24 protein-coding genes are annotated in these 24,472 nt (G+C 47.0%); 4 read left to right on the top strand and 20 right to left on the bottom strand.

Annotated features, from left to right (window positions below; genetic code table 11):
- Positions 1 to 3: 3 nt before the first annotated feature.
- Complete coding sequence (gene hxlB / locus BM210_RS19500; protein WP_091172447.1) at positions 4 to 561, top strand: 6-phospho-3-hexuloisomerase; 558 nt, start codon at positions 4 to 6, stop codon at positions 559 to 561.
- Between the two features lie 131 nt (positions 562 to 692).
- Here hxlB and BM210_RS19495 read toward each other — a convergent pair whose 3' ends face one another.
- From BM210_RS19495 to gatC, 5 genes are all read right to left on the bottom strand, one after another.
- On the bottom strand, positions 693 to 1,109 hold the full coding sequence (locus tag BM210_RS19495; RefSeq protein ID WP_256223823.1) for an NUDIX domain-containing protein: 417 nt from the start codon (positions 1,107 to 1,109) through the stop codon (positions 693 to 695).
- Between the two features lie 19 nt (positions 1,110 to 1,128).
- On the bottom strand, positions 1,129 to 2,121 hold the full coding sequence (locus tag BM210_RS19490; protein WP_091172446.1) for a Gfo/Idh/MocA family protein: 993 nt from the start codon (positions 2,119 to 2,121) through the stop codon (positions 1,129 to 1,131).
- Between the two features lie 169 nt (positions 2,122 to 2,290).
- Positions 2,291 to 3,742 (bottom strand): Asp-tRNA(Asn)/Glu-tRNA(Gln) amidotransferase subunit GatB, encoded by a 1,452-nt coding sequence (gene gatB, locus BM210_RS19485; RefSeq protein ID WP_091172443.1) that lies wholly within the window; start codon positions 3,740 to 3,742, stop codon positions 2,291 to 2,293.
- Positions 3,743 to 3,772: 30 nt separating this feature from the next.
- Positions 3,773 to 5,230, bottom strand: coding sequence for an Asp-tRNA(Asn)/Glu-tRNA(Gln) amidotransferase subunit GatA (gatA, locus tag BM210_RS19480; protein ID WP_091172441.1), 1,458 nt, complete (start codon positions 5,228 to 5,230; stop codon positions 3,773 to 3,775).
- Positions 5,231 to 5,264: 34 nt separating this feature from the next.
- Complete coding sequence (gatC, locus tag BM210_RS19475; RefSeq protein WP_091172438.1) at positions 5,265 to 5,552, bottom strand: Asp-tRNA(Asn)/Glu-tRNA(Gln) amidotransferase subunit GatC; 288 nt, start codon at positions 5,550 to 5,552, stop codon at positions 5,265 to 5,267.
- A 672-nt stretch (positions 5,553 to 6,224) separates the two neighbouring features.
- Between gatC and BM210_RS19470 the strand changes: the two genes are divergently transcribed.
- Complete coding sequence (locus tag BM210_RS19470; protein WP_091172436.1) at positions 6,225 to 7,283, top strand: EAL domain-containing protein; 1,059 nt, start codon at positions 6,225 to 6,227, stop codon at positions 7,281 to 7,283.
- A gap of 117 nt (positions 7,284 to 7,400) precedes the next feature.
- On the opposite strand, the gene BM210_RS19465 is transcribed toward BM210_RS19470, so the two are convergent.
- The 3 genes from BM210_RS19465 to BM210_RS19455 form a co-directional block, all read right to left on the bottom strand.
- On the bottom strand, positions 7,401 to 7,784 hold the full coding sequence (locus tag BM210_RS19465; protein ID WP_091172433.1) for an ATPase: 384 nt from the start codon (positions 7,782 to 7,784) through the stop codon (positions 7,401 to 7,403).
- A 252-nt stretch (positions 7,785 to 8,036) separates the two neighbouring features.
- A complete protein-coding gene (locus tag BM210_RS19460; protein WP_091171589.1) occupies positions 8,037 to 9,104 on the bottom strand; it encodes a MerR family transcriptional regulator in 1,068 nt (355 codons plus the stop codon).
- A 66-nt stretch (positions 9,105 to 9,170) separates the two neighbouring features.
- A complete protein-coding gene (locus BM210_RS19455) occupies positions 9,171 to 10,619 on the bottom strand; it encodes a hypothetical protein (protein ID WP_091171587.1) in 1,449 nt (482 codons plus the stop codon).
- Positions 10,620 to 10,822: 203 nt separating this feature from the next.
- On the opposite strand from BM210_RS19455, the gene BM210_RS19450 reads away from it, so the two are divergent.
- Positions 10,823 to 11,527: a hypothetical protein gene (locus BM210_RS19450; protein ID WP_256223832.1), complete on the top strand. Its 705-nt coding sequence runs from the start codon at positions 10,823 to 10,825 to the stop codon at positions 11,525 to 11,527.
- A gap of 95 nt (positions 11,528 to 11,622) precedes the next feature.
- Here BM210_RS19450 and BM210_RS19445 read toward each other — a convergent pair whose 3' ends face one another.
- The 3 genes from BM210_RS19445 to BM210_RS19435 all read right to left on the bottom strand — a co-directional run bounded on the left by BM210_RS19445 (position 11,623) and on the right by BM210_RS19435 (position 15,122).
- Complete coding sequence (locus BM210_RS19445) at positions 11,623 to 12,585, bottom strand: D-2-hydroxyacid dehydrogenase (protein WP_091171583.1); 963 nt, start codon at positions 12,583 to 12,585, stop codon at positions 11,623 to 11,625.
- A 409-nt stretch (positions 12,586 to 12,994) separates the two neighbouring features.
- On the bottom strand, positions 12,995 to 14,185 hold the full coding sequence (locus tag BM210_RS19440; protein WP_091171580.1) for a M24 family metallopeptidase: 1,191 nt from the start codon (positions 14,183 to 14,185) through the stop codon (positions 12,995 to 12,997).
- 166 nt (positions 14,186 to 14,351) lie between these two features.
- Entirely contained in the window at positions 14,352 to 15,122 is a 771-nt protein-coding gene (locus BM210_RS19435) for an alpha/beta hydrolase (RefSeq protein ID WP_091171579.1), read from the bottom strand.
- Positions 15,123 to 15,311: 189 nt separating this feature from the next.
- Here BM210_RS19435 and BM210_RS19430 point away from each other — a divergent pair, with 189 nt between their 5' ends.
- Positions 15,312 to 16,286 (top strand): aldo/keto reductase family protein, encoded by a 975-nt coding sequence (locus BM210_RS19430; RefSeq protein WP_091171576.1) that lies wholly within the window; start codon positions 15,312 to 15,314, stop codon positions 16,284 to 16,286.
- A 253-nt stretch (positions 16,287 to 16,539) separates the two neighbouring features.
- Here BM210_RS19430 and BM210_RS19425 read toward each other — a convergent pair whose 3' ends face one another.
- The 9 genes from BM210_RS19425 to BM210_RS19385 all read right to left on the bottom strand — a co-directional run bounded on the left by BM210_RS19425 (position 16,540) and on the right by BM210_RS19385 (position 24,470).
- Positions 16,540 to 17,475 (bottom strand): S-layer homology domain-containing protein, encoded by a 936-nt coding sequence (locus BM210_RS19425; RefSeq protein WP_091171573.1) that lies wholly within the window; start codon positions 17,473 to 17,475, stop codon positions 16,540 to 16,542.
- A 175-nt stretch (positions 17,476 to 17,650) separates the two neighbouring features.
- Positions 17,651 to 19,492 (bottom strand): hypothetical protein, encoded by a 1,842-nt coding sequence (locus BM210_RS19420; protein ID WP_091171571.1) that lies wholly within the window; start codon positions 19,490 to 19,492, stop codon positions 17,651 to 17,653.
- A gap of 18 nt (positions 19,493 to 19,510) precedes the next feature.
- Positions 19,511 to 20,020, bottom strand: coding sequence for a hypothetical protein (locus BM210_RS19415; RefSeq protein ID WP_091171569.1), 510 nt, complete (start codon positions 20,018 to 20,020; stop codon positions 19,511 to 19,513).
- A gap of 13 nt (positions 20,021 to 20,033) precedes the next feature.
- Complete coding sequence (locus BM210_RS19410; protein WP_143101070.1) at positions 20,034 to 20,411, bottom strand: hypothetical protein; 378 nt, start codon at positions 20,409 to 20,411, stop codon at positions 20,034 to 20,036.
- 17 nt (positions 20,412 to 20,428) lie between these two features.
- On the bottom strand, positions 20,429 to 20,716 hold the full coding sequence (locus BM210_RS19405) for a hypothetical protein (RefSeq protein WP_091171565.1): 288 nt from the start codon (positions 20,714 to 20,716) through the stop codon (positions 20,429 to 20,431).
- 23 nt (positions 20,717 to 20,739) lie between these two features.
- Positions 20,740 to 21,627 (bottom strand): hypothetical protein, encoded by an 888-nt coding sequence (locus BM210_RS19400; protein WP_091171563.1) that lies wholly within the window; start codon positions 21,625 to 21,627, stop codon positions 20,740 to 20,742.
- Between the two features lie 65 nt (positions 21,628 to 21,692).
- Positions 21,693 to 22,277, bottom strand: a complete 585-nt coding sequence (locus tag BM210_RS19395) for a hypothetical protein (protein ID WP_091171561.1) — start codon at positions 22,275 to 22,277, stop codon at positions 21,693 to 21,695.
- On the bottom strand, positions 22,278 to 22,685 hold the full coding sequence (locus BM210_RS19390) for a hypothetical protein (protein WP_091171559.1): 408 nt from the start codon (positions 22,683 to 22,685) through the stop codon (positions 22,278 to 22,280).
- 3 nt (positions 22,686 to 22,688) lie between these two features.
- Positions 22,689 to 24,470, bottom strand: a complete 1,782-nt coding sequence (locus BM210_RS19385; RefSeq protein WP_091171557.1) for an ATPase, T2SS/T4P/T4SS family — start codon at positions 24,468 to 24,470, stop codon at positions 22,689 to 22,691.
- Positions 24,471 to 24,472 lie beyond the last annotated feature (2 nt).

Genomic DNA, 24,472 nt, shown 5'->3' with positions numbered 1-24,472 from the left:
CCTATGAATACGACTGAATATACTTTAGCAATTGTCAACGAACTGCAGCGTTCAGTAAAGCTTATCCTCGGTACAGGCAATGATGCGTTGGTAGAAGCTATTATTCAATCCCGTAAAATTTTTCTGGCTGGCGCCGGGAGATCTGGGTTAATGGCCAGAGCATTTGCTATGCGGTTGATGCATCTTGGACTGGACGTTCATGTTGTAGGCGAAACGGTAACGCCAGGACTTCGTAAAGAGGACCTGCTTATTATTGCCTCTGGTTCCGGTGAGACTAAAAGTCTTATATCGATGGCAGGGAAAGCCAAAGGTCTGGAAGCCAAATTGGCTGTGGTTACAATTTCCCCCGATTCAACTATTGGGCGCTTAGCTGATATCATTATAAGTTTGCCCGGATCGCCCAAGGACCAATCGGAAAGCGACTACCATACGATTCAACCAATGGGGTCCTTGTTCGAGCAGACTCTCCTTATTTTCTTCGATGCGACCATATTAAGCTTAATGGAAAAGCAAGGGCTTGATTCCAGCTCCATGTATGGCAATCATGCCAACCTGGAATAGTTTACTGGTGCAGGACAGTGCAAGACTATACAGGCAGTGCAACATAAATAAGATGAACAAAATATCTCGACAGTAGGGCAATCAGCTCCTTTTTCTAAATCAAAGAGCAAATAACCCGGCCGATGGCCGGGTTATTTGCTTAACTGCTCCAGTGCGGGAAGCGTAAAACAAGCGATTTTGGGAGGCAAACGATCCAGCGCGAACCACTGCACATCTCCGATTGCACCATCCGGCTCCATATTGCGTAATTCACCACCACGAATGTTCACCTCATAAATAGCTGAAATCCAATGCTCGTTGCGTTCTGGACGAATCGTCTCAGCCATGCAGAGAAGACCTACAACATCGACATCCAGATTGACCTCTTCCTTGATTTCGCGAATGACACTATGCTCCAGCGATTCAAATAGATCCAGTTTACCGCCAGGGATGCTCCATGTGTCTTTTTCTGGTTCACGATTTCGCAGCACAAGCAAAATTTCATTCCGTTCATTTCGAATGACTGCCCCTACACCCACTTGTGGATTACTTAACGGTGCGGTAACCAACGGTTATATCCCCCTTCATCTATATTAATGATTGATCAGCTGGAAATACGAGTCCGATTTGCCTTCTAGCTTCATCCATAATGTCCATGGACTGCATGGAGTGAAGATGAGAGTTAATCGTCGATTCACGCTCGCCGCGGCTGAGCACATCGATAAATTCCTGTACCTCGTAATACATGGATGAATAAGGCTGTGGATTCGTCACGTCATGGATCGAACCATTTCGATAATGGATCTCCACCTTCTCTGGTGAATTGATTTTATCGATAATCATCGTCCCATTTTCCCCTTGAATTTCGGTCGGCAAATAAGACGGGCTGATTTTGGAATGGGTAATGACCGCATCCATATCCGAATACTTCAATATAAGACTGCCTTGTCCATCTACGCCGGAATCGAGCAATAGTCCATTAGCCTGCACTCCTAGTGGTTGACCGAACAGCACCACCATCGGATAAATGCAGTAGACGCCCAAATCCATTAACGAACCGTTGGAATAAAACGGGTTAAACGCATTAAGAATTGTCCCCTGCTTATAGGCATCATAACGCGATGAATATTGACAATAGCTTGCCGCATAACGACGAACTTGGCCAATCTCAGGCAAATGCTCGCGGATCGCCTGAAAATTAGGAAGCAGCGTAGATTTGAGTGCCTCCATCAACAAGACATTATTGCGACGCGCGGACTCTATCATCACTCGTACTTCTTTTCCATTGGAAGCGAGCGGTTTCTCACATAAAATGTGCTTGCCATGCTCCATCATTAAAATGGCCTGACTGGCGTGAAAAGAATTTGGACTTGCGATATATACCGCGTCTACTTGATCACTTTGAGCCAGACTCTCTAAATCTGTATATTGATGAGGTATACCAAACTTGGCCGCAAAGTCGTGTGCCTGCTGCTCGGTGCGTGAATACACAGCGGTTAGGGTAACACCCTCACACTCACGTGCTGCTGCTATGAATTGCTCCGTAATTCGATTCGTTCCTATAACGCCAAAACGCACCATGTTCGTGGGTCTTCCTCTCCTTATTTATTCAGCTCCGCTGCTAACTTTTACATTCATATCTCTTTTAAAAAAAGCCTTGATTCCTTCTCATATTCCGGACTTCTATGGTCCTTCAGAACATGAAATGAAATCAAGGCTTGAACCATTTCCATTAATTCATCATTTAGTTTTATTCGGCTGCCTGCAAGCACTCGACGATAAGCTTGTTCACGAGCCCCGGGTTCGCTTTCCCCTTCGTTTCCTTCATTACTTGCCCGACCAGGAAACCAACAGCTTTATCTTTACCTGCTTTGAAATCGGCTACGGACTGCGGGTTATTGGCGATAGCCTGCTCGACTGCCGCTTTAATCGCACCTTCGTCGCTGATTTGAACAAGACCTTGCTCTTCGACGATTTGTGCAGGGGCTTTGCCCGTTTCGAGCATCGCTTTGAAGACGGTTTTGGCAATTTTACTGCTGATCGTGCCTTTTTCCAGCAATAGAATCATTTCTCCCAAGCCTTGGCCTGTGATCGGAAGCTGCTCCAGCTCTTGGTTATTCGCGTTCAAATAGCCCAGCAGATCACCCATAATCCAGTTGGATACGGCTTTGGCATCCTTCGTGTACTTCAAGCTTTCTTCAAAGAAGTCAGCCAGCTTGATCGAGGAGGTAATGACCTGAGCGTCATAGCTTGGCAGACTGTATTCCGTAACATAACGAGCTTGGCGTGCATCCGGCAGCTCAGGAATCGTAGCTCGGATACGAGCCTTCCAGGCGTCGTCAATGTAAAGCCGCACCAAGTCAGGGTCCGGGAAATACCGGTAATCATGAGCTTCTTCCTTGCTACGCATCATGATCGTCTTGCCTTGAGCATCATCCCAACGGCGTGTTTCCTGAATGACCTTGTCACCGCTGTTCAATACTTCAGCCTGACGCCATTCCTCATATTCCAAGCCTTTTTGTACTCCACGGAATGAATTCATGTTCTTCAGCTCGGCACGGGTACCGAATTCAGCCTGATCATAAGGACGTATACTGACGTTCGCATCGCAGCGCAGCGAGCCTTCCTCCATCTTCACATCGGACACATCACAGTACTGCATGATCGCCTTCAGCTTCTCCAGATATGCACGAGCTTCCTCCGGTGACCGCAGATCAGGCTCCGAAACGATTTCAATCAATGGGGTACCTACACGGTTAAAATCCGCAAGGGTCGTATAACCTCCGTCTACGTGAGTCAGCTTGCCTGCATCTTCTTCGAGATGGACACGAGTCACACCGATCCGCTTCGTTTGCCCATTAACCTCGATATCAATCCAGCCATGCTCACCAATTGGTTTATCGTATTGGGAGATTTGATAGGCCTTTGGGGAATCCGGATAAAAATAATTTTTGCGATCAAACTTGCTATCCGTAGCAATCTCGCAATTGAGCGCCATTGCCGCTTTCATTGCATATTCAACGGCCTGTTTATTGAGCACTGGCAAAACGCCAGGATAACCCAAACAAACGGGACAAGTATGTGTGTTCGGAGGTGCTCCAAATGCGGTGGAGCATCCGCAAAAAATTTTGGACTTCGTATGAAGCTCGACATGAACTTCCAGCCCAATGACCGTTTCGTATTTCGTTTCTGTTGCTGACATGCAGGGGTAGTCTCCTTTCATCCTAAGGTGTTACAGCTGTGGGCGCTGCTTATGGAAGTCTGTATGTTGTTCAAAAGCATGAGCTACCCGTAAAATCGTCGCTTCACTCAATGCTTTACCAATAATTTGCAAGCCGATAGGCAAACCGTCAGCGAATCCGCAAGGAACACTGATTGCTGGAACGCCAGCGAGATTTACTGGAATTGTTAAAATATCGTTTAAATACATCGTTAACGGATCATTTACTTGTGAGCCTACTTTAAAGGCGGTTGTTGGCGCTGTAGGCCCGATCACCACATCATAGTTCTCAAATACGTTATCAAAATCCTGCTTAATCAAAGTACGCACCTTCTGAGCCTTCAAATAATAGGCATCATAGTAGCCAGAGCTAAGCGCGTACGTTCCAAGCATAATCCGGCGTTTTACTTCCGGTCCGAAGCCTTCACTCCGTGATCTATGGTACAGGTCCAACAGATTCTTCGGATTGTCAGCACGAACGCCGTAACGAACACCATCAAACCGGGCCAGGTTAGAGGATGCCTCCGAGGATGCCAGTAAATAGTAGGTAGCGACTGCATATTCGGAATGCGGCAAGGACACTTCCTCAACAACGGCGCCGAGGCTCTCCAGCACTTTAAGCGCGGACAACACGGATTCACGGACAGCCGGATCGATACCTTCACCCATATATTCCTTAGGAAGTGCGATTCTCAGACCCTTTACATCACCGCTCAGGGCGCTGATATAATCAGGAATATCCACTTTGGCAGAAGTCGAATCCTTCGGATCATGACCTGCGATCGTTTGCAGCAAATAGGCGCTGTCTTCAACGTTTTTGGTCAAGGGACCGATCTGATCCAAAGAAGAGGCAAAAGCAACAAGACCGAAGCGGGAAACCAAGCCATACGTCGGTTTTAAGCCGACAATACCACAATAAGCAGCTGGTTGGCGAATCGATCCTCCCGTATCAGAACCCAAGGAAAAGTAAACCTCTCCTGCAGCCACTGCCGCAGCCGAACCGCCGCTTGAGCCGCCTGGCACATATTCCGTATTCCATGGGTTATAGGTGATCTGGAAGCTCGAGTTCTCATTGGAGCCGCCCATCGCAAATTCATCCATGTTCAGTTTGCCGATGGAAACAGCTTGCGCTTCCTTCAGCTTCGATACTACGGTTGCATCGTAGACAGGGTTAAAGTTACGCAGAAATTGGCTTGCACAAGTCGTTGTAACGCCTTCTGTGACAATATTATCCTTAATTCCGATAGGCAATCCGAACAGCAGCCCACGGCTTTCACTTTTATCCAGCTGCTCGTCCAAGGATTTTGCAGTGTTACGCGCATTTTCCTCATCCAATTTCAAAAAAGCTTTAACTTTCCCGTCTACTCGTCCAATCCGTGTATAGGACTCATTCACAAGATCAGAAACGGTGATTTGCTTGGTTTGCAATTGGGTATGTATCTCTTGTAACTTCAGATCGAATAAAGACAAAACCGCGCCCTCCCTTTTCAATAATCTATTAATATTACTCTAATACTGCAGGTACTTTGATTTGCCCTTCTTCTTCATCCGGCGCATTCAACAGCACTTTGTCTATCGGCAGGGATGGTACGGACACATCCTCGCGCATCACATTGACGAGCGGCACCGGATGACTGGTTGGCTCGACGTTATCGGTATTAAGTTCATTTAATTGATCCGCGTATTTTAAGATCGCGTTCATCTGTTCGGTGAACGTTTGTTTTTCCTGTTCACTGAGCTCTAGTCTGGCCAATTTGGCTACATGCTCAACGTCTTTGATCGTAATGCTCACTGAATGGCCCCCGTTTCGTTATGGATTGCATAGGTATTGCGTTTTTATCATTATAGACTAGATGGAATTTGAACTCAATTGTTTTGACGTTGTAACATGTAATATGAAAGTGTACAAAGTCGCGTGATTGCACAAGTAAAAATGGGAACAGTCGGTGTTGTGGTCCCACATTACAGCAAATGAAAGTCTGTTTGATCGGGTACTTGGCATCTGTCCAATCACATTGCCGCTGGCATTCATAAAATACTCTATGCATGGCAAAGGAGGGGTAAACATGGGTGCAAGTTGTGCAGGTTATGGTTTAGGAACTACTACAGCTGTTATTCTTGTTCTGTACATTCTGCTTGTTATTATTCTTAGAACGTTTTAAACCAGTTGTCTAACCACCTCCCATGTAATAGTGGAGGTGGTTACTGCCTACCTTTTCGGCGTCTGGATGCTAAACATCAACACCATTCTGCCAACATTACCGTATTTAGGGAAAGTGCATCTGCTTCTGCGATCTCTCTTATGGATGCTTTAACCATTAAAAGTGAATGGAAGTATCATTATTATGGTGGGCAACACTAATAATGACCCTTATGTTATAAAGGGTTTATGAGGCTATCTATAATTTAATCTCAATTATATAATAGAAAGCATAAACTAAGACTTTTGTCAGGAGGCCACAACATGGATTGCAACAACTGCACCATCGCCAAGCCTATAGAAGATCAAGGGATTCTTTTATTCATTTCGCCGCAGCTTCATTTGCTTGAAAAATGCAAACAGCCATTTACCACTGAACAGCCCGTTCATTTTATTGAAGGTGGCCAACATATCCTTTCTATGAAGTATGCTTCCAGGGATCTCCTTTTGAAGGGATTGAAGCGGATAAGTGAAGCGCTGACGGAAACTGAACAGCTGGATATACATATTGGGGTTGGCCCCGACTCGTTTCATGCTGCCTCAAAGCCACTACGGCTCAGTCAGTTTTTTGCCCGAATCAAGCATCACACTGTGGTCAGTATGATGACAGAAGGGCTGTTCAGCAGCCATATGCAGCCGATTGTCGATATCCAGTCCCAGCAGGTAATCGGTTATGAATTTTTGTTGCGACCTGCTGAGGGACAAGCCAGATTTAATCCATTTGAGCTGTTTACCGTTGCCCAGCAAACCGGACTTCATTCATTTCTGGATCGTGCGGCCCGTATTTCTGCTATTGAAACGAGCGCGCTCCATTTACCACATGGGGTTAAGCGATTCGTTAACTTTTTGCCGTCATCGATTTATAATCCAAATTATTGTCTCAGCCATACCTTTAAGGCTATTGAAAATAATAGGCTGGACCCGCAAGATTTTGTGTTTGAAGTGGTCGAAACTGAACGTATCGAGGATATCGGACATTTGAAAAAGATTTTTGCGGTTTACCAGGAGCACGGGATGAAGGTCGCCCTCGACGATGTAGGCTCTGGCTTTGCAACTCTCGAGGTGCTGCCTGAGCTGATGCCGGATTATGTGAAGATAGACCGGGGTTTGATCGATATGTGTGACAGTGATGATATCAAACAGCGCAAAATAAGCGATATTATATCATGCGCACACCAAATCGGCGCAATCGTACTCGCTGAAGGAATGGAGCGCAAGGAGGAGTGGGATTATTGCAAGTCGCTGGGGATTGATCTGGCACAAGGCTACCTGCTGGGAAAACCATCGGCTGCTCCTTTAAATAAAGCCGTAATCGAGTTCTAGCTATCCCATTATCGGGAAGAGGCGCAGCAGGCATACTCACATCTATACAAAAAGCCCTCTTTCCGACAATCGTTCGGAAATGAAGGCTGTACACACTGCTATGCAAAGGCTTGTCGCTTAAATCCATGCCTTTAAATTCACTTGTTTAATAAAATCAGCTTGGGATTGAACCTCGGAGCTCGGCTTCATGGTCTCAGCTTCTTCCTGATCTTCCCCGTTCATAATTCTACGGAATAATTCTTCGTTCTTGGTAGCCAATGCAAAATCAATCAGCGACTCGCGCTGCAGTCGGTCGGCCTCCAGCTGAATCAAAATTTCCTCCAGCTCAATATCCGCAGCTGTGACGAAAAAATGCTTATTTATTTTGGGAACTCGCACTACATAATCAAAAACATTATCAGCGTTTCGGTCGATAGCCATGATATAACCATATTCGCTAACAGGCAAGTTTTGCTCAAAAGTGTCTGCTACGATAATTACTCTTTGTCCCAAACGCAACATATGCCATTCCTCCCCAAGATTGACGCGTCTCATGCTTAGTATTCTATACAAATGTAAGCTTATTAGCAAAAAATATGATAGATAATGTCTATAATTGAAGTCACAAAGGACTACAAATATAGGTAGTTTGTAATAATTGTTTTTATTCTAGCATCTTTTATAGGGTTAAGCAATGATAGACAAGAAGCAAGAATACTTCGTTTCAAAAAAGGGTGGAAACAGCCATTGTGCTGCTTATAATCCTTAATTAGGTTAGGGCTGACGCAGCGCATATACCATGTGTACCCATTCGTTCAGCTGCTGCTGTACCGTTATATAGCCACGCTCGTGAAACCATTCCAGCAGCTTGGTACGGTCAGAGGGATAGCAGTGGGCCAGCTTGTCTAATACCTCTATCCTGCCTTCTGCACGCAGCCTATTGAGAAGTGCTGTTTTTGCAGCTTCGTGCTCGAACATAAGCCCTGTAATAACGACACGGCCATGCGGCTTCAGCACGCGATCGATTTCGGCTAGACCCAGCAGCTGTTGAGCCTCGTTCACATGATGAAAGGCAAAGCTGGTCGCAGCAAAATGAAACTGCCCATCGAAGTATGGCAGTGCGAGCAGGTTGCCAAGCTTGGCTTGCAGCGCCGGATATTTGCCGCGGCATCTGACCAGCATTTGACGCGATTGTTCGACAGCCGCAACCTCTGCTCCTGACTCGAGCAACCGTCCCGACAAATTGCCGGTGCCTGCGCCAATATCCAATCCCACCTCTCCCTGTCTGGGAGCCAGCCACTGGACCGTAAAAGCCAATGCCTGCTCATATTCGCTCGCAGAGGCGATCCAGCCGACCGGACTCTCACTGAGATCGGACCGCTTGCGATCAAATTGCTCTGCGATTTGGTCAAAGTCCCATTGATCCTCCCAGGAGGATCGGGCTGTGCGAATTCGCTTGGTATGCTCTGCGAGCTTGAACAGATCATCCAGGATGAGCGGCTTTCCTTCGTCTACCTGATTGATCAGCGTATCCAGTGCCACTAGTGTCTGCTTCCATTCTACCCACTGGGAAAACAGGATTGCCCGCTGCAGCTCCAAATGATGGTGCAGGGACGTCGCATCACCACTATCAAAAACGCGCAGCAGCTTGGCAATGCTCTCGATGCCGATCCCCATCTCACGGAATGAAGTGATCGTTTGCAAACGCCATGCATCCTCCTCGGTGTAATGCCGATAGCCATTGTGTTCATTTTTAAGCGGCTGCAGCAGCCCTTTCTCTTCATAAAAACGAATCGCTCTCGGAGTCACATCCAGCCTGCGAGCCAGCTCATTAATTTTCATATCCCCATCTCCCTGTTAACGCCATTATAAACCATAACGTTAGGTCAAGGTACAGAGCCTTCAACATTATTTTCGTTTCCCCATCTCCTTCATCAATCTCCACAACGTAGTCGTCCCCAGAGTTACAGCAGTGCCCATTCCTGTAACCATCACGGCCAGTGCTATGTACTCAAAGACGGAATAATCCTTCATTTTCCCCCAATCGATTTGTCCCTTCAAATCATCAATGACCTGATTCATGCCGTAAATTCCGCTGACCACCGAATAGATCGTCAAGATTAGCAGCAAATAGTTGGAGCGTTTGGCTGTAAAATTTTCCTGATATTTGTACAGATCAGCCAGCGTTTCATTAACTTCCGCATACAGCTCGTCACTGCCCAAATGCTTGCGTAGCTGGAGAAAAATTTCTTTGCCCTGTGACTGGGTAGCGACTTCCAGAAAGTAATACCTGGCAGAAAAAATCGTAATCGAGCGAATCAAATCATCGATTTCTTCCTGATTCTGGTCCAACTGCACATGCGAATAACGGTTTGATAATTTTAGCAGTACGATTTTATAAAACAAATTAATGAGCACGCCATAGTAATACGCCCCATACATGTGGTTGCCAAGAGCCGTAGTCACCTCACTGGACTGATTCGTCAAGCAAAAGAAGGAGTTCTCCTCAATCACATAATAGGTATCGGGTCCCCACCTATCGTAAATGTGTTCATCCAAATACCGCTGAATATAGTCCATATTTGAAGAGCTGATATAAGGTTGACCTTGAAGATCCAGCCCATCGACCCGAGAAGCTCGGTATATATCCTCCGGCGCAATCGGGCAGTTATCCGTAAAAGAGACCAGTCCCTGCACAAACATCCGCTCATCTACAAAAAAAGGCAGCTTTTCAAAATACGTTTTCTCTAAATCCGTCTTATCCAGAAAGGGCATCATACCCGGCACGAGTCCATCCAAAATAAATTCTTCGACCTCATTGTAACGCTTCCCATTATGAACGAGCTGGACCGGTTCATCCTGATCCTTCATATTTTGCAGAATACGGAAACGGTTAACGAATTCCAGCACCTGTGAATAAGTTAAGTCTTCACAACGAACCTCAGACCGTACCGTAATAAAACCAAGATCAAAGGGACAAAGCACAACATCGACCGAATGAATACCAAACAGGACTAGCTGCTGTTGTATCTGAAGGCTGCAAGCCAATTCCAGACGTTTGGAATAACGCAGAAATACATCCTTGGAATCTTCATGAGGAAAAATAACACTATTCGTAAAAGGCAAATAATATCTTTCTAAATTCAAATGGGAAACCTGATAGCCCTTTCCGTAGAAAGCATTCTCCAGTTCCAGATCTCCCAGATCAAATGCAGAGAAGCCATCCCTTTTCAGCTGATGCTTCAAATCGTCTTGGCAATCTTCATTGAGCGAGAACGGAAACACAAACTGAAACAGTGCGGCCTTAAGTCGCTTTTCTTCCAAAACAGGCTGAACGATATTATGAGGCTGAACCATTCTTTTCACCGCTCCTACTAATCACCAAATTATTCTCTATAAGTTAGTATTACTCCTCATCCTGCCCAATCAATCAAAAAAGAATAAAAACCAAAAAATAAAGCAAAACTTCTTGTCCATGATTCAATTGAAGGGTTCAAGAACGACCCTGAATGGTAAAAGATATTATATATTCGGCTGCAAGGGGGATACCACGCGTGGAGATGCTTTTTATCGTGATTTATATGATTTTGATTGCCTTGGTGTTGGAGGTTTCCTCCACCCTTCTGATCATCTCCGGGTTAAAAAAAGAGATCGCCCGCTTCCAGGCAGTTTCCATGCTGACGGCAACCGGGTTTACCACACTGGAATCGGAGCTGATCCTGCGTCATCCGATACGCCGTAATATTGGTGTGTTTCTTATTTTATTCGGTGTTTTCTCACTCGCTGTCTTGATTTCCATTATTAGCAACCTGATGGGGCAAAATTTACGGATACCAGCCTTGACGGTAGTGACCATTGGACTTGCAATTATTTGGCTATCGATCAAAAATAAAAAAATAATGAGCCTGCTTAAGCGTAAGTTTCACCGGCATCTGAATCAACAATTTGAGCTGCATCAGCTGCCTATTGAAGAAATTTTGTATACGAGTGACACGGATTGGATCAAGGATGTTCATATCCATGCCGATTCCAAATTAATAGACCAGAGAACCGATACTTTATTCGGTCAGGAGGAGGATATCCTGATGCTGTTTGTTCAACGGGATGACCAAAAAATTAGACATCAGTGCTTGAAGCTGACGATTCAGGAGGGCGACATCTTGTTCGTGTACGGCAGTAAATTGGCTATCGGGGAAAAATTCCACCATGAGCTGGTGAGCATGAAGCTGAGTGATCAGAAGGAGCAGCATGTTGTTAGCATGTAATTGGGGATGAGACGATAATCCTGCCAGCTCTACATCAAAAAAGCATCCATAGTCTGCCTGAGCAGTCATAAGGGATGCTTTTTTTTAGATTAACTTTATCTGTTTACTACATGAATAGTCTCTCCGGACAAAAAGCTTTGAACATTGTCTACAGCGGTTCCCATCAGTCTGGCTCTGGCCTCTTTGGTTGCCCAGGCAATGTGGGGAGTAATCAAACAGTTCGCTGCCGTATACAGCGGATTGGTAGGTACAGGTGGCTCTACAGACAATACGTCCACCGCAGCTCCGGCAAGCCGTTGATCATTTAAGGCATCCGCCAAATCCTGCTCGTTTATGAGTGCTCCGCGGGAGGTATTGATCAGCATAGCCGAACGCTTCATCAGCGCAAGCCGCTCCGCATTGATCAGCTTTTCCGTAGCGGGAGTTAACGGGCAGTGCAGACTGATGACATCGGATTCCGCCAAAAGCTGTTCAAGCTCTACCCACTCAACGCCCTGCACAGGAATGGGGTTACTTCTGCCACTGCCCACTGCAATAACCCTCATGTCAAAAGCATTGGCAATTTTCGCCACCTGCCCGCCTATACGTCCGAGCCCAATCAATCCCATCGTCCTGCCCGAAAGCTCAATCAGCGGTGAACGTGTAAAGCAAAAATCAGGACAGCTGTTCCAATCACCAGCATGAACTGCGTCACTGTGAATCTGTACCCGTTGGCACAGCTCCAGCAGCAGAGCAAATACGAACTGGGCAACGGAGTGCGTTCCATATGTAGGGATATTGGTCACCGGAATTCCCCGCTGCCTCGCCGCTTCCGTATCTACAATGTTGTAGCCGGTCGCCAGCACACCGATATATTGGAGCTTTGGCAGCTGCTCCAGCATGGAAGCAGTCAGGGGTGTTTTGTTGGTCAGCACGATATCCGCATTTGCTGCACGTTCTGCAATATCAGCGACAGCAGTTCGATCATATACAGTTACACTGCCAAGCTGCTCTAATCTTCCCCAGTCCAAATCCCCCGGGTTTAATGTGTAGCCATCCAACACGACTATATTCGCCATAACCGGTCTCCTTTTATGATCAAGCTTTGATTTATTGTTGCAACCTTCTCGTTGCTGAGAAGTTGACTTTTTGAGCCCTCGCTACTACAAGCCTTAGCTTAAGCATACAGCAATAGTTCCGTTATTTCTTCGTTTGTTTCAGCCTATTTTTGTACAGGCAAGGCACTTTTTTTTGGATACGTTATACAAGCCTGGCGGCATTAATCTGGATTCGGGGGATGGCTTAACCAAATTCATAATCGACCACATCTGCAGCCTCTTGCCCGATGCGTTAGAGCTCATAAGTCCGGTCATAAACCTAACGCCAAAAAGCCCCTAGGGTTCGGAGGCTAGGCGTTATTCGGCAATAGAAGCAGGTGCTGAGCGGAAATTCAAGAAAGCAACGGCTTCATATATAATCCATTATGATTTAGAGTCGGATTAATCCTTCACGTGATACGGTCAGCTTTTCGAAGCCGGTTTCCGTAATCGCATAGCTGTTCTCAATACCAACTACCCCACGCTGCGGAAATGTGAATTTAGGTTCAACAGCTATGACCATTCCAGGCTGCAAACGGTAGCTGAATCCTTTGGCAAGCACTGGCAGCTCATCAATTTCAAGCCCGATTCCATGACCGAGAAATTTAACCTGATCGTCGCCATAGCCCATAAAATGGTCACTCAGTCCTGCAGCATGCGCCATCTGCAGCGAATGCATGTACAACTGCTCACATACGGCACCAGGCAGCAGCTTTGATTCAACACTGCGTATAATCAGCTCCGACTGCTCATATGCCTCGAACAAATCATCTTCCAAGCTGCCCATGACGACGGTTCGTGTTTGATCAATGACGTAGCCATCGATGCAGCAGCCAATATCGATCAGAATCGGCTCATTGACTGCAATAGGCCTACGGCTTGCGCTTTGCGGACTCGCGGATGACACACCTTGCCCTCCGGCAGGACCATCGAAGTAAGTCGGCATTGCTGCTGCTTCCCCAGCTCCAATCATCCCCGTAATTACCTCCTGGTTATAACCCCGCATCCTCATGATACCAATGTGACCCTCACGTCGTACAAATAGCTCAATATGGCTCATCAGCTCCAGCTCTGTCATGCCAGGGCTCAGCTTATCCAGCGCATTCTCAAAAGCCAGATTGATGATTCGGCCTGCTTCACGAATGTGTCCAATTTCAAAAGCTGATTTAATCATCCGCAGCTCACGGATCAGCAGCGAGCCATCCACCCATTCTACTTGCGGCAGTATGGTCTCCAAACGTCTGAGCTGCTGTACAGGAAGCACATCAAATTCAGCAGCCAGCCTCAACCTGCGCGTTGGTACTGTATGAAACACGGACCGATATAACTCGGATAGCCGTTCCCCGAAGCTTCGGAAGGAGCCAAGCGGCTCGACGGTAATCGATGATTCCTGCTCTGCTCGCACAACACTCCGTCGAACGAAGAACACCGCCTCCCCCTCATTTGGAATAAACAAATATCCGGTCTGCATCGAGCCGGTAAAATAATACAAATCTACATTTTGCGTGATCATGCAGCCGTCGATCTGCAACTGTAGCAGTCTATCTTGGAGCCGCCTTATACGTTCAGTATGCTCGTTCATGATACTCTCCTTTACCATTTCCTGCATTAACTATATAAGATGAACTAAACATCATGACAGCAAAGAGCCGCTGCGAAAGCAGACCCCTCTTCCAATCGCTGTTAAGCTATCAAAAACACCTCGAACCCGTAGCATCACTGATTCCAAACAGTCCTTTGGTTGTGCATTATCGAATAGGCAGCCAGCTCAGCACATTTTGAATTTTTTGATCCCAATAACCCCATTCATGGCTCCCCGGCTCTTCCTCATAAGTCAAATCCAGCTTCAAGTCACGGCAATGGTCACGGAATCGCAAATTATCCTGATACAGAAAATCCTCCGTACCACAGCATTGATACAGCATCGGCTTTGGCGCCTTACTCTGCATGACTTCCCCTGCAAGCTGAAAAAGATCATTGCGGCTCCCAGAAACCTGATTCAAGTCGCCAAAAATACGCTCAAACTCCACGGGATCGCGCAGCTTGGCGATTTCCGCAATATCAAGTGCTCCAGACAAGCTTGCTGCTGCGGCGAACTGATTCGGACAGGACAAAGCCAGCTTGAACGCACCATATCCCCCCATTGACAGACCTGCTACAAAGGTATCCTCCCTTTCCTCCGATAGCGGAAAAAAAGACCGTGCCAAGGCAGGCAATTCTTCACTAATAAATGCCCAATACTTGTAGCCAGCAGCCATATCCGTATAAAAACTGCGATTAACCGCAGGCATCACAACAGCTAAGCCATAAGCAGCAGCGTATCTCTCAATAGAGGTCCTTCTCATCCAAATGGTATGATCATCGGATAAACCGTGCAATAAAAAAAGCGTTGGGTGCTTTTTCTTGGTGACATTAGATTCCATTCCGATCTGTCCCTTTGTAGGCTGTGGCAAAATGACGTGCATCGATGCCGACACTCCAAGCGTTTCCGAGAAAAAATGACAGTCCATAAAAGCCATAGATTCATGTCCCCTTTTGATTGATCTTAACTAGAGGGTAACAGGATTACCAAATAAAATCCAGCACCCAACTCCAGCTGATCCAGTTTCATTCAGGTAACTAAGTATAGAAAACATGCTCTCTTGTAGCAGATTTGGTTGTCCTATATAATAAGCCCATCTACAAGAAAGAAAGGATGAAAATCGTTAATGAAATATAGAAATCTTGGTGCAAGCGGTCTGAAAGTGAGTGAAATCAGTCTGGGAAGTTGGTTGACTTACGGTACTGCTGCTGAGCAGAAGGCGGCTGACGCCTGCATTGAAAAGGCTTTTGAATGCGGTATCAATTTCTTTGATACAGCCAACGGGTACAATCGAGGTGAAGGGGAAAAGGCAATTGGTGCCGCATTGAAGCCTTACAGCCGCTCAAGCTATGTATTGTCCACCAAAGTGTATTTTCCAATGGGGTCCGGACCCAACGATCGTGGCTTGTCGCGCAAGCATATTATGGAGCAGTGCGAAGCGAGCTTGAAAAGACTGGGTACTGATTATGTTGATATTTATTTCTGTCATCGATATGACGTCAACACACCGCTAGAAGAAACATTACGAGCACTGGACGATCTGACAGCACAAGGAAAAATAGTATACGCTGCGGTAAGCGAGTGGAGCGCTGCCCAAATTACGGAGGCAGATGGAATTCGCGAACGGTTGAACCTGCGTCCTTTAATATCCAATCAGCCCATTTATAATATGTTCGAACGATACATTGAACGTGAAGTGCTGCCTGTATCATTAGCCAAAGGGTTAGGCCAAGTTGTCTTTTCGCCATTAGCGCAAGGTATACTCACTGGTAAGTATAAGCCGGGACAGCCGCTTCCCTCTGAAAGCAGAGCTGCCAACAGCTCGGTAAATCAAATAATTAATAGCTATCTCAACGATAATGTACTGAATAGCGTGCAGGAGCTGGATCAACTAGCCAAGGAACTGGACATTACTGTGGCACAGCTTGCTCTAGCCTGGGTACTTCGCCAGCCTGGTGTAAGCTCAGCTCTTATTGGAGCCACCCAGCCGCATCAAATCGAAGAAAACGTAAAAGCAATCGACGTTCAATTAAGCTCCGATACACTGGATAAAATTGAAACCATATTAGAGCAGGTTTCAGACTTTTCACCGATGCGCTAATCAAAAGCAATCTCAAGTAAGATCGTGGAAAAGGCTGTCACCTAAGAGTAAACATGGTTGTGTCAATCCCATAAAATATGCTAAGAACCTTCAAAACCCACTACAGATGTGGAATTGAAGGTTCTTTTCTTACCGAAGGTTACTTACACAGTGAGGGATAAAACCTTCAAAAACGACTTGTGTGATCACCCCTCGCTAATACACAGGAACGTGAGGTTCGCTTATCCACTGACGTTTGAGATATAGCTGCACCTTAGTATGGAAGCATCTCCTGATTGGGATCAGCTAACCCGAGCGATTTGCGCAGTCGCTGCGTAATAACAACAGCTTCAGCTCGTGTAGCCACTTTAGCTGCCCAAGCAGCCTGCACTTGCTTAGTGATCGCATTCAGTTGAATGCTGTCGGCTTGCTCCTGCTTGCCATTGGGTTGCCCATACACTAGCTCGCTATTGACGTGTCCTTGCTTGGTATCCTCTTCCTCTTGTTTACCGTCCAACAGACCTGCGGCAATTGCACGTTGTTCAAGCAACGTTTCATCGATCATGGTCTCAGGTTCCATTACTCTCAAGCACAGCAATATGAGTACTGAACGGGTTAATTCACGATCCCATTCGTCTGATGTGAATTCATTTTCCTTCATAATACCAACATCACTTAATGACTGGATATTACCGTTGTGAATAGAAAGTTCAGTAGGATTAGCCGCATTTGGAACAGAATTGGCTATAGTCGAGGCCAGATTGGGGATACCTAGGCTTGCAGTGAGCAGCGCCGCAAACTCCCCCTGTGTCAAAGAATGATCCGGCTTGAAGGTTCCATCCTCAAAACCAGATATGAAGCCGTTCGCAGCAGCCTCACGAATCGGAGCTTCCGCCCAATGGCCGCTCATATCACTAAATGATAAAGAACGTTCTTCACCATTCGCTGCAGCGGTGCTACCAGGCTCAGCTGCTGAAAAAGTATCGGAGAAAATTACCGTCTCATTTGATCTTGCGAAACCAGTGTGACTTGGAAACAACAAGCTAAAAGGCAAAGTAACTGCTGCCATTACATAGACCGTCTTTCTTATTAGAGATAGTACCGACAAGGCAATCATAAGCTTGATTTTGTTTTTGATAATTCGGTTTGCCCGAGCTCTGTCCGTAACTGTTTTGTTAGGTAGAATAACATTGCTTTTTGAATAGATCACCTTACAAGCCCCTCTCCTTAAGGTTTACGATGCAAACATTTTTCGTAAGTATGACTCCGTTGGTACTGCATATTGACTACATTAGTATGACTTCACTCATAGGATTCGTATAACCAGCTTAGATAACGTGTCGTAATTAGCGCGACATCCCCAATTCCCCACTAACTGTGAAGGCTTATTCAGCCTCATAAACCTTTACAATGCGGCTGCTCTCACGTTTTCCTTGAGAGGTTACCGTCACATAAAGACGACCGCCATTCCCGTTGAGCTGGAGACTGCCAATCGTGGCTGTGGTCGTTCCAAGCGCTGCAGAGGCAGAAGCCTCTATCCCAGTCACCGTCTGCATCGGTGTAGCTATTACCGCATCGGCGTATAGCTTTATCGTGTCACCCGGCTTGATAGCAATCGCCGTAACCTCGTCATTTCCGTATGCCCCTGTCAGATTGGATATCCGCAGCTGGTTTGGTGAAAGCGGAAGGGTTACAGGCTCAGCTGGATATATTTTAGCCGTACGTGCACTTTCTTCCTCTTGCTTACGGGTAACGGTTACATAAATAACACCATAACCTGTTCCAGGTAATGCTGCATGAACCACAACAGAGCTACCATCATCAGAGGCAGTCGCGCTTCCAATGGCAGCTGCTGATATATCATCCGCATAAACCTTCACGGTATCACCTGCCTGTAAGCTGTTGACCGTAACTGTATCCTCTGAACCGACTGCATTATGAATTTGAATATCGGACCGATCCGGTGCACCACTTGCCAATTCAGCGGCAAATGCTTTGATGACACGACGGCTCTCCCCGCGAAGATAAGAGGTCACTGTCACATATACATAGCCAGCCTGTCTGCCCAGCTGAGAAACCGATACCTTTACTTGGGTTGAACTGCCGTCTGCGGTTGCTGAACCTATCACAGTAGTTGAAGAAGCATCTGCATATACTTTAACGATATCGCCTGCTGCCAAGCCTGACAGCTCAATTCGATCATCAGTTCCAACAGGTTCGTTGGTCACAACAATCGTCCCTGGTGACGGCGCAGCCGTAACCGGCTCTGAAGGGAACTGTTTGGCAACGCGTTCACTTTCCTGCAGCGGTGAGCTTGTAACGGTAACGTAAACAGTACCTTCTCCCACTCCCAGCTGAGGCAGCGATGCGTCAGCTGTATCAGAGCCTGGGGCTACAGCAGCTTGAGTCAAAGCCGAGGCCGCTTTCTCTGAAGCATATACTTTCAAAATATCACCTGCCTGCAAACCGCTCACGATAACATGATCGTGAGCTCCGCTTAGTTCGTTCATAACACGAATTTGTGCCAATTTCGGTTTAGCGCTCATCGCTTCGCCGGCATATCCCTTTTCCGTTACCCTACTCTCTCGTTTCCCTAACTCCGTGACCGTAACATAGACAACACCTTCAGCGCTTCCCAACTGCCCGATGGAGATTATGGTTCCTTCTGCGGTACCCGTTACTGCAGTGGCAGAGCCTAGAAAAGTGTTTTTTGAAGCATCTGCATATACCTTGGCGACATCTCCTGCTTGCAGTCCCAGCAATGCAACCGTATCCGATGTACCCGCTGAATGATTGGTAATCCGAATGGCGCTTGCGGCAGGAGCTACCGACAATGGCTCTGCCAAATACGATTTCACTATACGTCTGCTTTCCGAATACGTGGGTTGTGTAACGGTAACATACACATATCCGGCCGTTACACCCAGCTGATTGATCGAAATGGCTACACTATTCGAGCCGCTGCCTACCGTCGCAGTACCGATTGGTGTAACCGTTCCGCCATCTGTATACACTTTAACGATATCTCCGGCAGACAGTCCGGTTACGGTAACTACATCCGAGATTCCCGTGAGCTTATTTTCAATACGGATCATGCTCGGAGCAGGCGGAACCGATGCAGCAGCAAAAGCCGTATTGCAAACAGCTATCGGGAGCAGTAACGTACTAACTAAACCCGCCACGCAGGCTTTCAGAAAACTAACCTTTAAAACCTTATTCACAAACAATCAGCATGCCTCCCCCTTTTACTGGCTTGACTTGAAATCCAGCGGATATTCGTAAATAACCGTTTTATAAACATCACCGTCATAAGACATTGAACTGCTGCGTGGCAGCTTCACCTTTACCCTATAGATCACAGCAGGCCCCTTCAGAACCTGAACAATATGCTCACTTTCCCTCACATAGCTGTATGGAAACACCACCTCTGGAGACAGATCGTCTACATAATCTTCAAATACAATAACAGGCGCAGCAGACAGCAGACTGCCTATAGAAGGCGTTCCATCTAGACGAAGCTGTAAATTTCCCCGAAGTCCTGCTTCAAAGGCTGCATGTGCAAGCGGACGATCAAATACCACAAGACCATCAGCAAGCCAATCCTTATTCACCTGCAGAGCCGCATCATGAGCGCCGCGATTCAAAGTGAATTTCAAACGATTATGCGTCGTCGTCGTAACAAAGCGGTCTGCCTCAAACCCCGTCGTGTACAAAAACATTAACACCACAAACAGCAGCAGCAGCGCTCTATTCATGTTTCCATCACCATCACCGTACCATCGCCTCGCTCATCTGTTTGGCATAACGGACAATTTGCTGGGGGTCGCGGTCCTGGCTGCCAAACATGCTGTGAAACAGCCAACGTGGCGTGCTTTTTACATAAAGCGTTCCCTCAATATATTCACCCCTAGGTGTGAGTACCGTGGTTCCGATAAATCCGATATCCGCACCATCCAGCAAAAAGGTATGCTCTAGCGTATACCGCATCTCATCGATAATTTCCGGCGTAAACCGTCCGTTATCTGCATTAGCTGCTTTTTGAATGGCACTGTCGAGCACCATTTCTACCGCATTAGCCCGTGTTGAATAAATATCATGCAAAATCGGCTGAAACAGCAGCAGCAGCAAAATATAAACGCTCAGCATCTCCACCAAAGCGGCTTTCATGCAGGAATGGAATCAGATGGTATATGAAATGCAGAATGTAACAATGGCGTGTTCTCACTGTGCTCCGTGTCAGCGTAAAGATATCGATGGATGCCTTCACGGATCCCTCCACGTGCAATGGCTGGCGTATTAATGAAGCTCGAAGGAACATTAGTATTATTAAATAAGTCATCCATTTGCGTCTTTTTATCCTTAATCGAGCTCCACATTGCCACAAAAATGAACAATCCGATAGCTGCCAATGTAGCCGCAATGAGCAAAAACTTTTCCAAGGCCGGTTTCATTATTCATCCACTCCTTCTCATCTTCAACCAAAATGATTCGTGCTGCGCGCCAAATCCGTCACATACTGCTGGGCAATGTTCAGCGCATTCCACAAATAAATCAACAGTGGGCTAAATGCAGCCGCATAGGCCAAGCTCCCAAAAAACTTGCGTCTTCGCCGCCGATTCTCGCGAAGCATTTGGGTATAGCTCTCTTCCCTCGCCTCTACCAAGGCGGAAATATCCTCCGGTGGTGTCATTTCCAGATCTGCGAGCAGCTTGCACAGCTCCTTGGCCTCCTTGGTTCCGATCTCCTCGCCAATTGCGTGTAAAGCAGCGGATGCCCCTTCGTCAAACAACCGAAGACCTTTATTCAAGGCGGGTTTGATTCTTACGGTATAGTCGCGAAGCTTGGTCAGCATCGTATGCAGATTCAGCCTGCGTCGCCCGACCCCTTTGAGCTCATCAGCGATCATGCTGTAAATCATAAACAGCTCGCGATTTTTTTCACCATCGTCAATCTCCTTCCATTTGGCCAGAAAGTAAGTGAGCAGCGAAGCTTTCGTGTTGGTCGCAAGCAGCATCACCACCGGCCCCCACAGCTGCAGAAGCAGTGCAGGCAGCGATTGAGCACTCCAATTAAAAGAAATGTCATATAAGCTGTTGATCAGCCACAGCATCGCCACACCATAACGGATAGATTGGATTTTTAGCGCATTCATCCCCAATGGGTAACCGGTACGCTCAAGACGTTGATCCAGTTCTGGATGACCCAGCCAGGTTTTCAATCGTATATACTGAAGCCGGGACATATATTGAATGGACATAGGGGTCCGCAAACGACGATGAAGGAGATAGGCAGCGAGCATGTAGTTCAGGCAGATCAGGATACTAAGAAGCCCTCCGCCGACAGCATATACATCATGATGCATTTGAAAGAAAGTATTCGACCTCCTTGTGGGCTACTAATATTAAGGGACCAGTGGATGCTATCCGACTAATAATCATTCGGTGGACGTCGGAACCAGGTAGCTAGAAGCAGCGAGCCGATAATGAAGCAAACTGTAACCGTAAGCCAAAATCGCCCCTGCTCCGTTCCTAATTGGTAGTGCACTGTGCTCGTGTAGCCCATAAAAATGACCATCATGATCAAGAGCAATGGAAACAAAAGCACATGAAGCCAGCTTAGCTGAAGTACCTCGGAGCTGGAATCCCCCTCATCACGAAGCATATCGATCTGTTTATGTATATTTTTATCAATTGCCATGAGCGTGCTTTCCACATTCTCATTACGCAGCAGTCCTTTCAGCATCGTTAAGCCAAGCTGCTTGGCAAAGGATGTTTGAATACTGTAGATAAATTCTTCAACCGCTTTCTCCATCTCGCGCGAGTCCACATAGTTAAGCTCCTCTCTGATCAGGTTCATAAAATGGCTGCGGATCGCGCTGGACGACATTTCCTGGCAAGCGAGCTGCAGCGCCACCCGCATATTACCGCGGGTAACCTTGTATTTACTGGTCAAAATGCCTATCGTTTCAGCAAGATCGTATCCGCTTTGGATTTGCTGGCTGCGCAGCTTCAATCACTGATAGATGATCAGTACTGCAAAAGCTACTATCGCTACAAACAGACTGAAACGTATGTCGACAGCCATGACGTAGGAAACCATTCCAGCAGACAAGGAGCTCGATACAGCCAGCAGCAGAAATCGCTGAACCGAATATTCGTTATAACGCTCCTTCTGCGTCGCTTTCAGCAGCAGTTCCAGCTGCCGATGGATCCGTCGGTACAGCACCGCAATTCGCCCAGCTTGAATCATAACTTGCCGCTTGCGCTTAAGCTGCTTCATGCTAAGTCGATGTCGCCGCTCCGTCTGAAGCAGCTTTCGCATATAACGGAGCGGCTGCTTCAGAGCCATGTACAAACCGATCGTAAATAAGCATGCAGAGATGAACAGGAGCCCAATCATCACTATTGAAAACAAGGTCAACGGCTATGCATCCTTTCCTGCTGACATCTGGGAAGGTGATTCTTGTGAGACTGCTGATGTTCGCTCAGCTGAATGATCTTCTGCTGATGCAGCAAGTAAAGCTCGTGCTGGCCGTACAACCGTACTTCCCTCTGCTAGAGAGGAAGAGAATGATTGCACAAGGGGACTATGCAATGCAGCAGCCACTTGCTCTATCGAGACACTGATCCGGTGCAGCGGATTGGCCGCTGCAGGATTATAAACGACTATTCCTTCTCCCTCGGGAATAGGTGATGCCGCTGATAATGCAGCTAACGTTTGGAATGTTCGTTCAGACCATTCGGGGTGGACCTCCTGCATTTCCTTACGCAGACCCTCGCTCAAATCGTTGCGGTATGTCCATGTATCCGTTAACTCATTCCAATGCATCAGTTCATGAGTGCTAATCTCTCCGGTATACCGATTGTAGCGAAGTTCCATGACACTTTTGATCCGTTTACGCGTTCGACTCGGGTCCTGTGTTTGGACGATCAAAATATCGATATTTTCCGCTACCCGTTTTTCCTCCTCCTCAAAACGAACACCGGGATTCAAGCTGCACAACAGCCTGGCGAATTGCGAGGGCACGGTTTCCGGTTTCCAGGTGTGGAAAGTGCTGCCGAAGCCCTTAAGCAGCCGTTCGCAAGCCAGCATAGCGCCCTCCGCTTCTACTCTGCGTACTTCACCGATAATCGCATAATCGACATCAAAGCGCAGGATCTGATCCATCGCATGATGAAAGGTGCCTTCATGGGTAACCCGTTCGATCAGCTTTTTCTCGGGAAAATCGCGACTGGCGGCCAGTTCATAATGCTTTTCTATAATGGCACCTGTGTAATGGTTTGCCCTTTCAGCTAATAATGCTTTGAGTGTCGTAGACTTGCCCGTACCTGGCGGGCCAATGATAATGGTATTACAATGGGTTCTTGATAGGCCCTGCAGCAGCTCGATAGCTTCCGGAGGAATCGTCTTTCTTCGTTCATCTGCAAGGTCCTCTACTGTTACGCGGCCAATTAAAAACCGCCGGAATGTAATCACATCATGCCGTACATCAGGCTTCACCGTGAGCGTGACCCGCTCCCCCGTATATAAATCCACCTCCAAGGTTGTGTTGTAGAGATTGACGATCGCATCTTCCTTTTGGCGGGTGAGTGCACGGACGATTTTATCCACCTCCTGCGTGGAGGCAAACTGAAAGGGCATCCTTTCATGACGTCCATGATGATGAATCCAGATAGAGGTTCCGATAATTTGAGCGGCATAACTGTCCGGATACGTCTGCCAACAAGCCAGTGCCTTAAATCCGTAAATCTCATGAAACATGGCATGTGTCACATCGCCGTAGCATCGCTGCTCTTCCTTGGCAAAACGCCTGAGATTCATATAATAGTCCGGCAGCTCCAGCTGATGCAGTCCATGACGATCCACATGCGATTGTATTTGCTCCATAATCGCAGTCACCGTCTCGGGCACACCAATAATCGCCTTGTTCTCCAGCTCGACGAAAGCTTCCGCATCATCACCTTCCTGTCCGCCTGTCGCATTGCGGCTGTCTAGCCCTTGATGCATCGCACCTGCAAATCGTTCACCCACCATTTCTTTATATGTTCGACAAGCTTGCTCGAAGAGAACCTTTCCGCCACTGCTCATCAATTGGGGTAGTGGCGTGTAAGTTGCATGGGCATGCTCAACTAAGGATGAATGTGTCGGTTCCCACATCTCAGGCTCCGTATGAAACTGTCCAATATGAAACCTTGACTGGCTCACTG

The organism is Paenibacillus sp. 1_12 (genome assembly GCF_900114475.1).
GTDB lineage: Bacteria > Bacillota > Bacilli > Paenibacillales > NBRC-103111 > Paenibacillus_S.
The sequence above is the reverse complement of the archived record's forward strand: the minus strand, read 5'-3'. Positions and strand labels throughout refer to the sequence as shown.

What these genes read in the sequence shown, in the direction of transcription:
- hxlB (WP_091172447.1), top strand. Translation starts at nt 4, where the DNA reads ATGAATACGACTGAATATACTTTAGCAATTGTCAACGAACTGCAGCGT.
- BM210_RS19490 (WP_091172446.1), bottom strand. Translation starts at nt 2,121, where the DNA reads ATGGTGCGTTTTGGCGTTATAGGAACGAATCGAATTACGGAGCAATTC.
- gatB (WP_091172443.1), bottom strand. Translation starts at nt 3,742, where the DNA reads ATGTCAGCAACAGAAACGAAATACGAAACGGTCATTGGGCTGGAAGTT.
- BM210_RS19470 (WP_091172436.1), top strand. Translation starts at nt 6,225, where the DNA reads ATGGATTGCAACAACTGCACCATCGCCAAGCCTATAGAAGATCAAGGG.
- BM210_RS19465 (WP_091172433.1), bottom strand. Translation starts at nt 7,784, where the DNA reads ATGTTGCGTTTGGGACAAAGAGTAATTATCGTAGCAGACACTTTTGAG.
- BM210_RS19460 (WP_091171589.1), bottom strand. Translation starts at nt 9,104, where the DNA reads ATGAAAATTAATGAGCTGGCTCGCAGGCTGGATGTGACTCCGAGAGCG.
- BM210_RS19455 (WP_091171587.1), bottom strand. Translation starts at nt 10,619, where the DNA reads ATGGTTCAGCCTCATAATATCGTTCAGCCTGTTTTGGAAGAAAAGCGA.
- BM210_RS19450 (WP_256223832.1), top strand. Translation starts at nt 10,823, where the DNA reads ATGCTTTTTATCGTGATTTATATGATTTTGATTGCCTTGGTGTTGGAG.
- BM210_RS19445 (WP_091171583.1), bottom strand. Translation starts at nt 12,585, where the DNA reads ATGGCGAATATAGTCGTGTTGGATGGCTACACATTAAACCCGGGGGAT.
- BM210_RS19440 (WP_091171580.1), bottom strand. Translation starts at nt 14,185, where the DNA reads ATGAACGAGCATACTGAACGTATAAGGCGGCTCCAAGATAGACTGCTA.
- BM210_RS19435 (WP_091171579.1), bottom strand. Translation starts at nt 15,122, where the DNA reads ATGGCTTTTATGGACTGTCATTTTTTCTCGGAAACGCTTGGAGTGTCG.
- BM210_RS19430 (WP_091171576.1), top strand. Translation starts at nt 15,312, where the DNA reads ATGAAATATAGAAATCTTGGTGCAAGCGGTCTGAAAGTGAGTGAAATC.
- BM210_RS19415 (WP_091171569.1), bottom strand. Translation starts at nt 20,020, where the DNA reads ATGAATAGAGCGCTGCTGCTGCTGTTTGTGGTGTTAATGTTTTTGTAC.
- BM210_RS19410 (WP_143101070.1), bottom strand. Translation starts at nt 20,411, where the DNA reads ATGCTGAGCGTTTATATTTTGCTGCTGCTGCTGTTTCAGCCGATTTTG.
- BM210_RS19405 (WP_091171565.1), bottom strand. Translation starts at nt 20,716, where the DNA reads ATGAAACCGGCCTTGGAAAAGTTTTTGCTCATTGCGGCTACATTGGCA.
- BM210_RS19400 (WP_091171563.1), bottom strand. Translation starts at nt 21,627, where the DNA reads ATGCATCATGATGTATATGCTGTCGGCGGAGGGCTTCTTAGTATCCTG.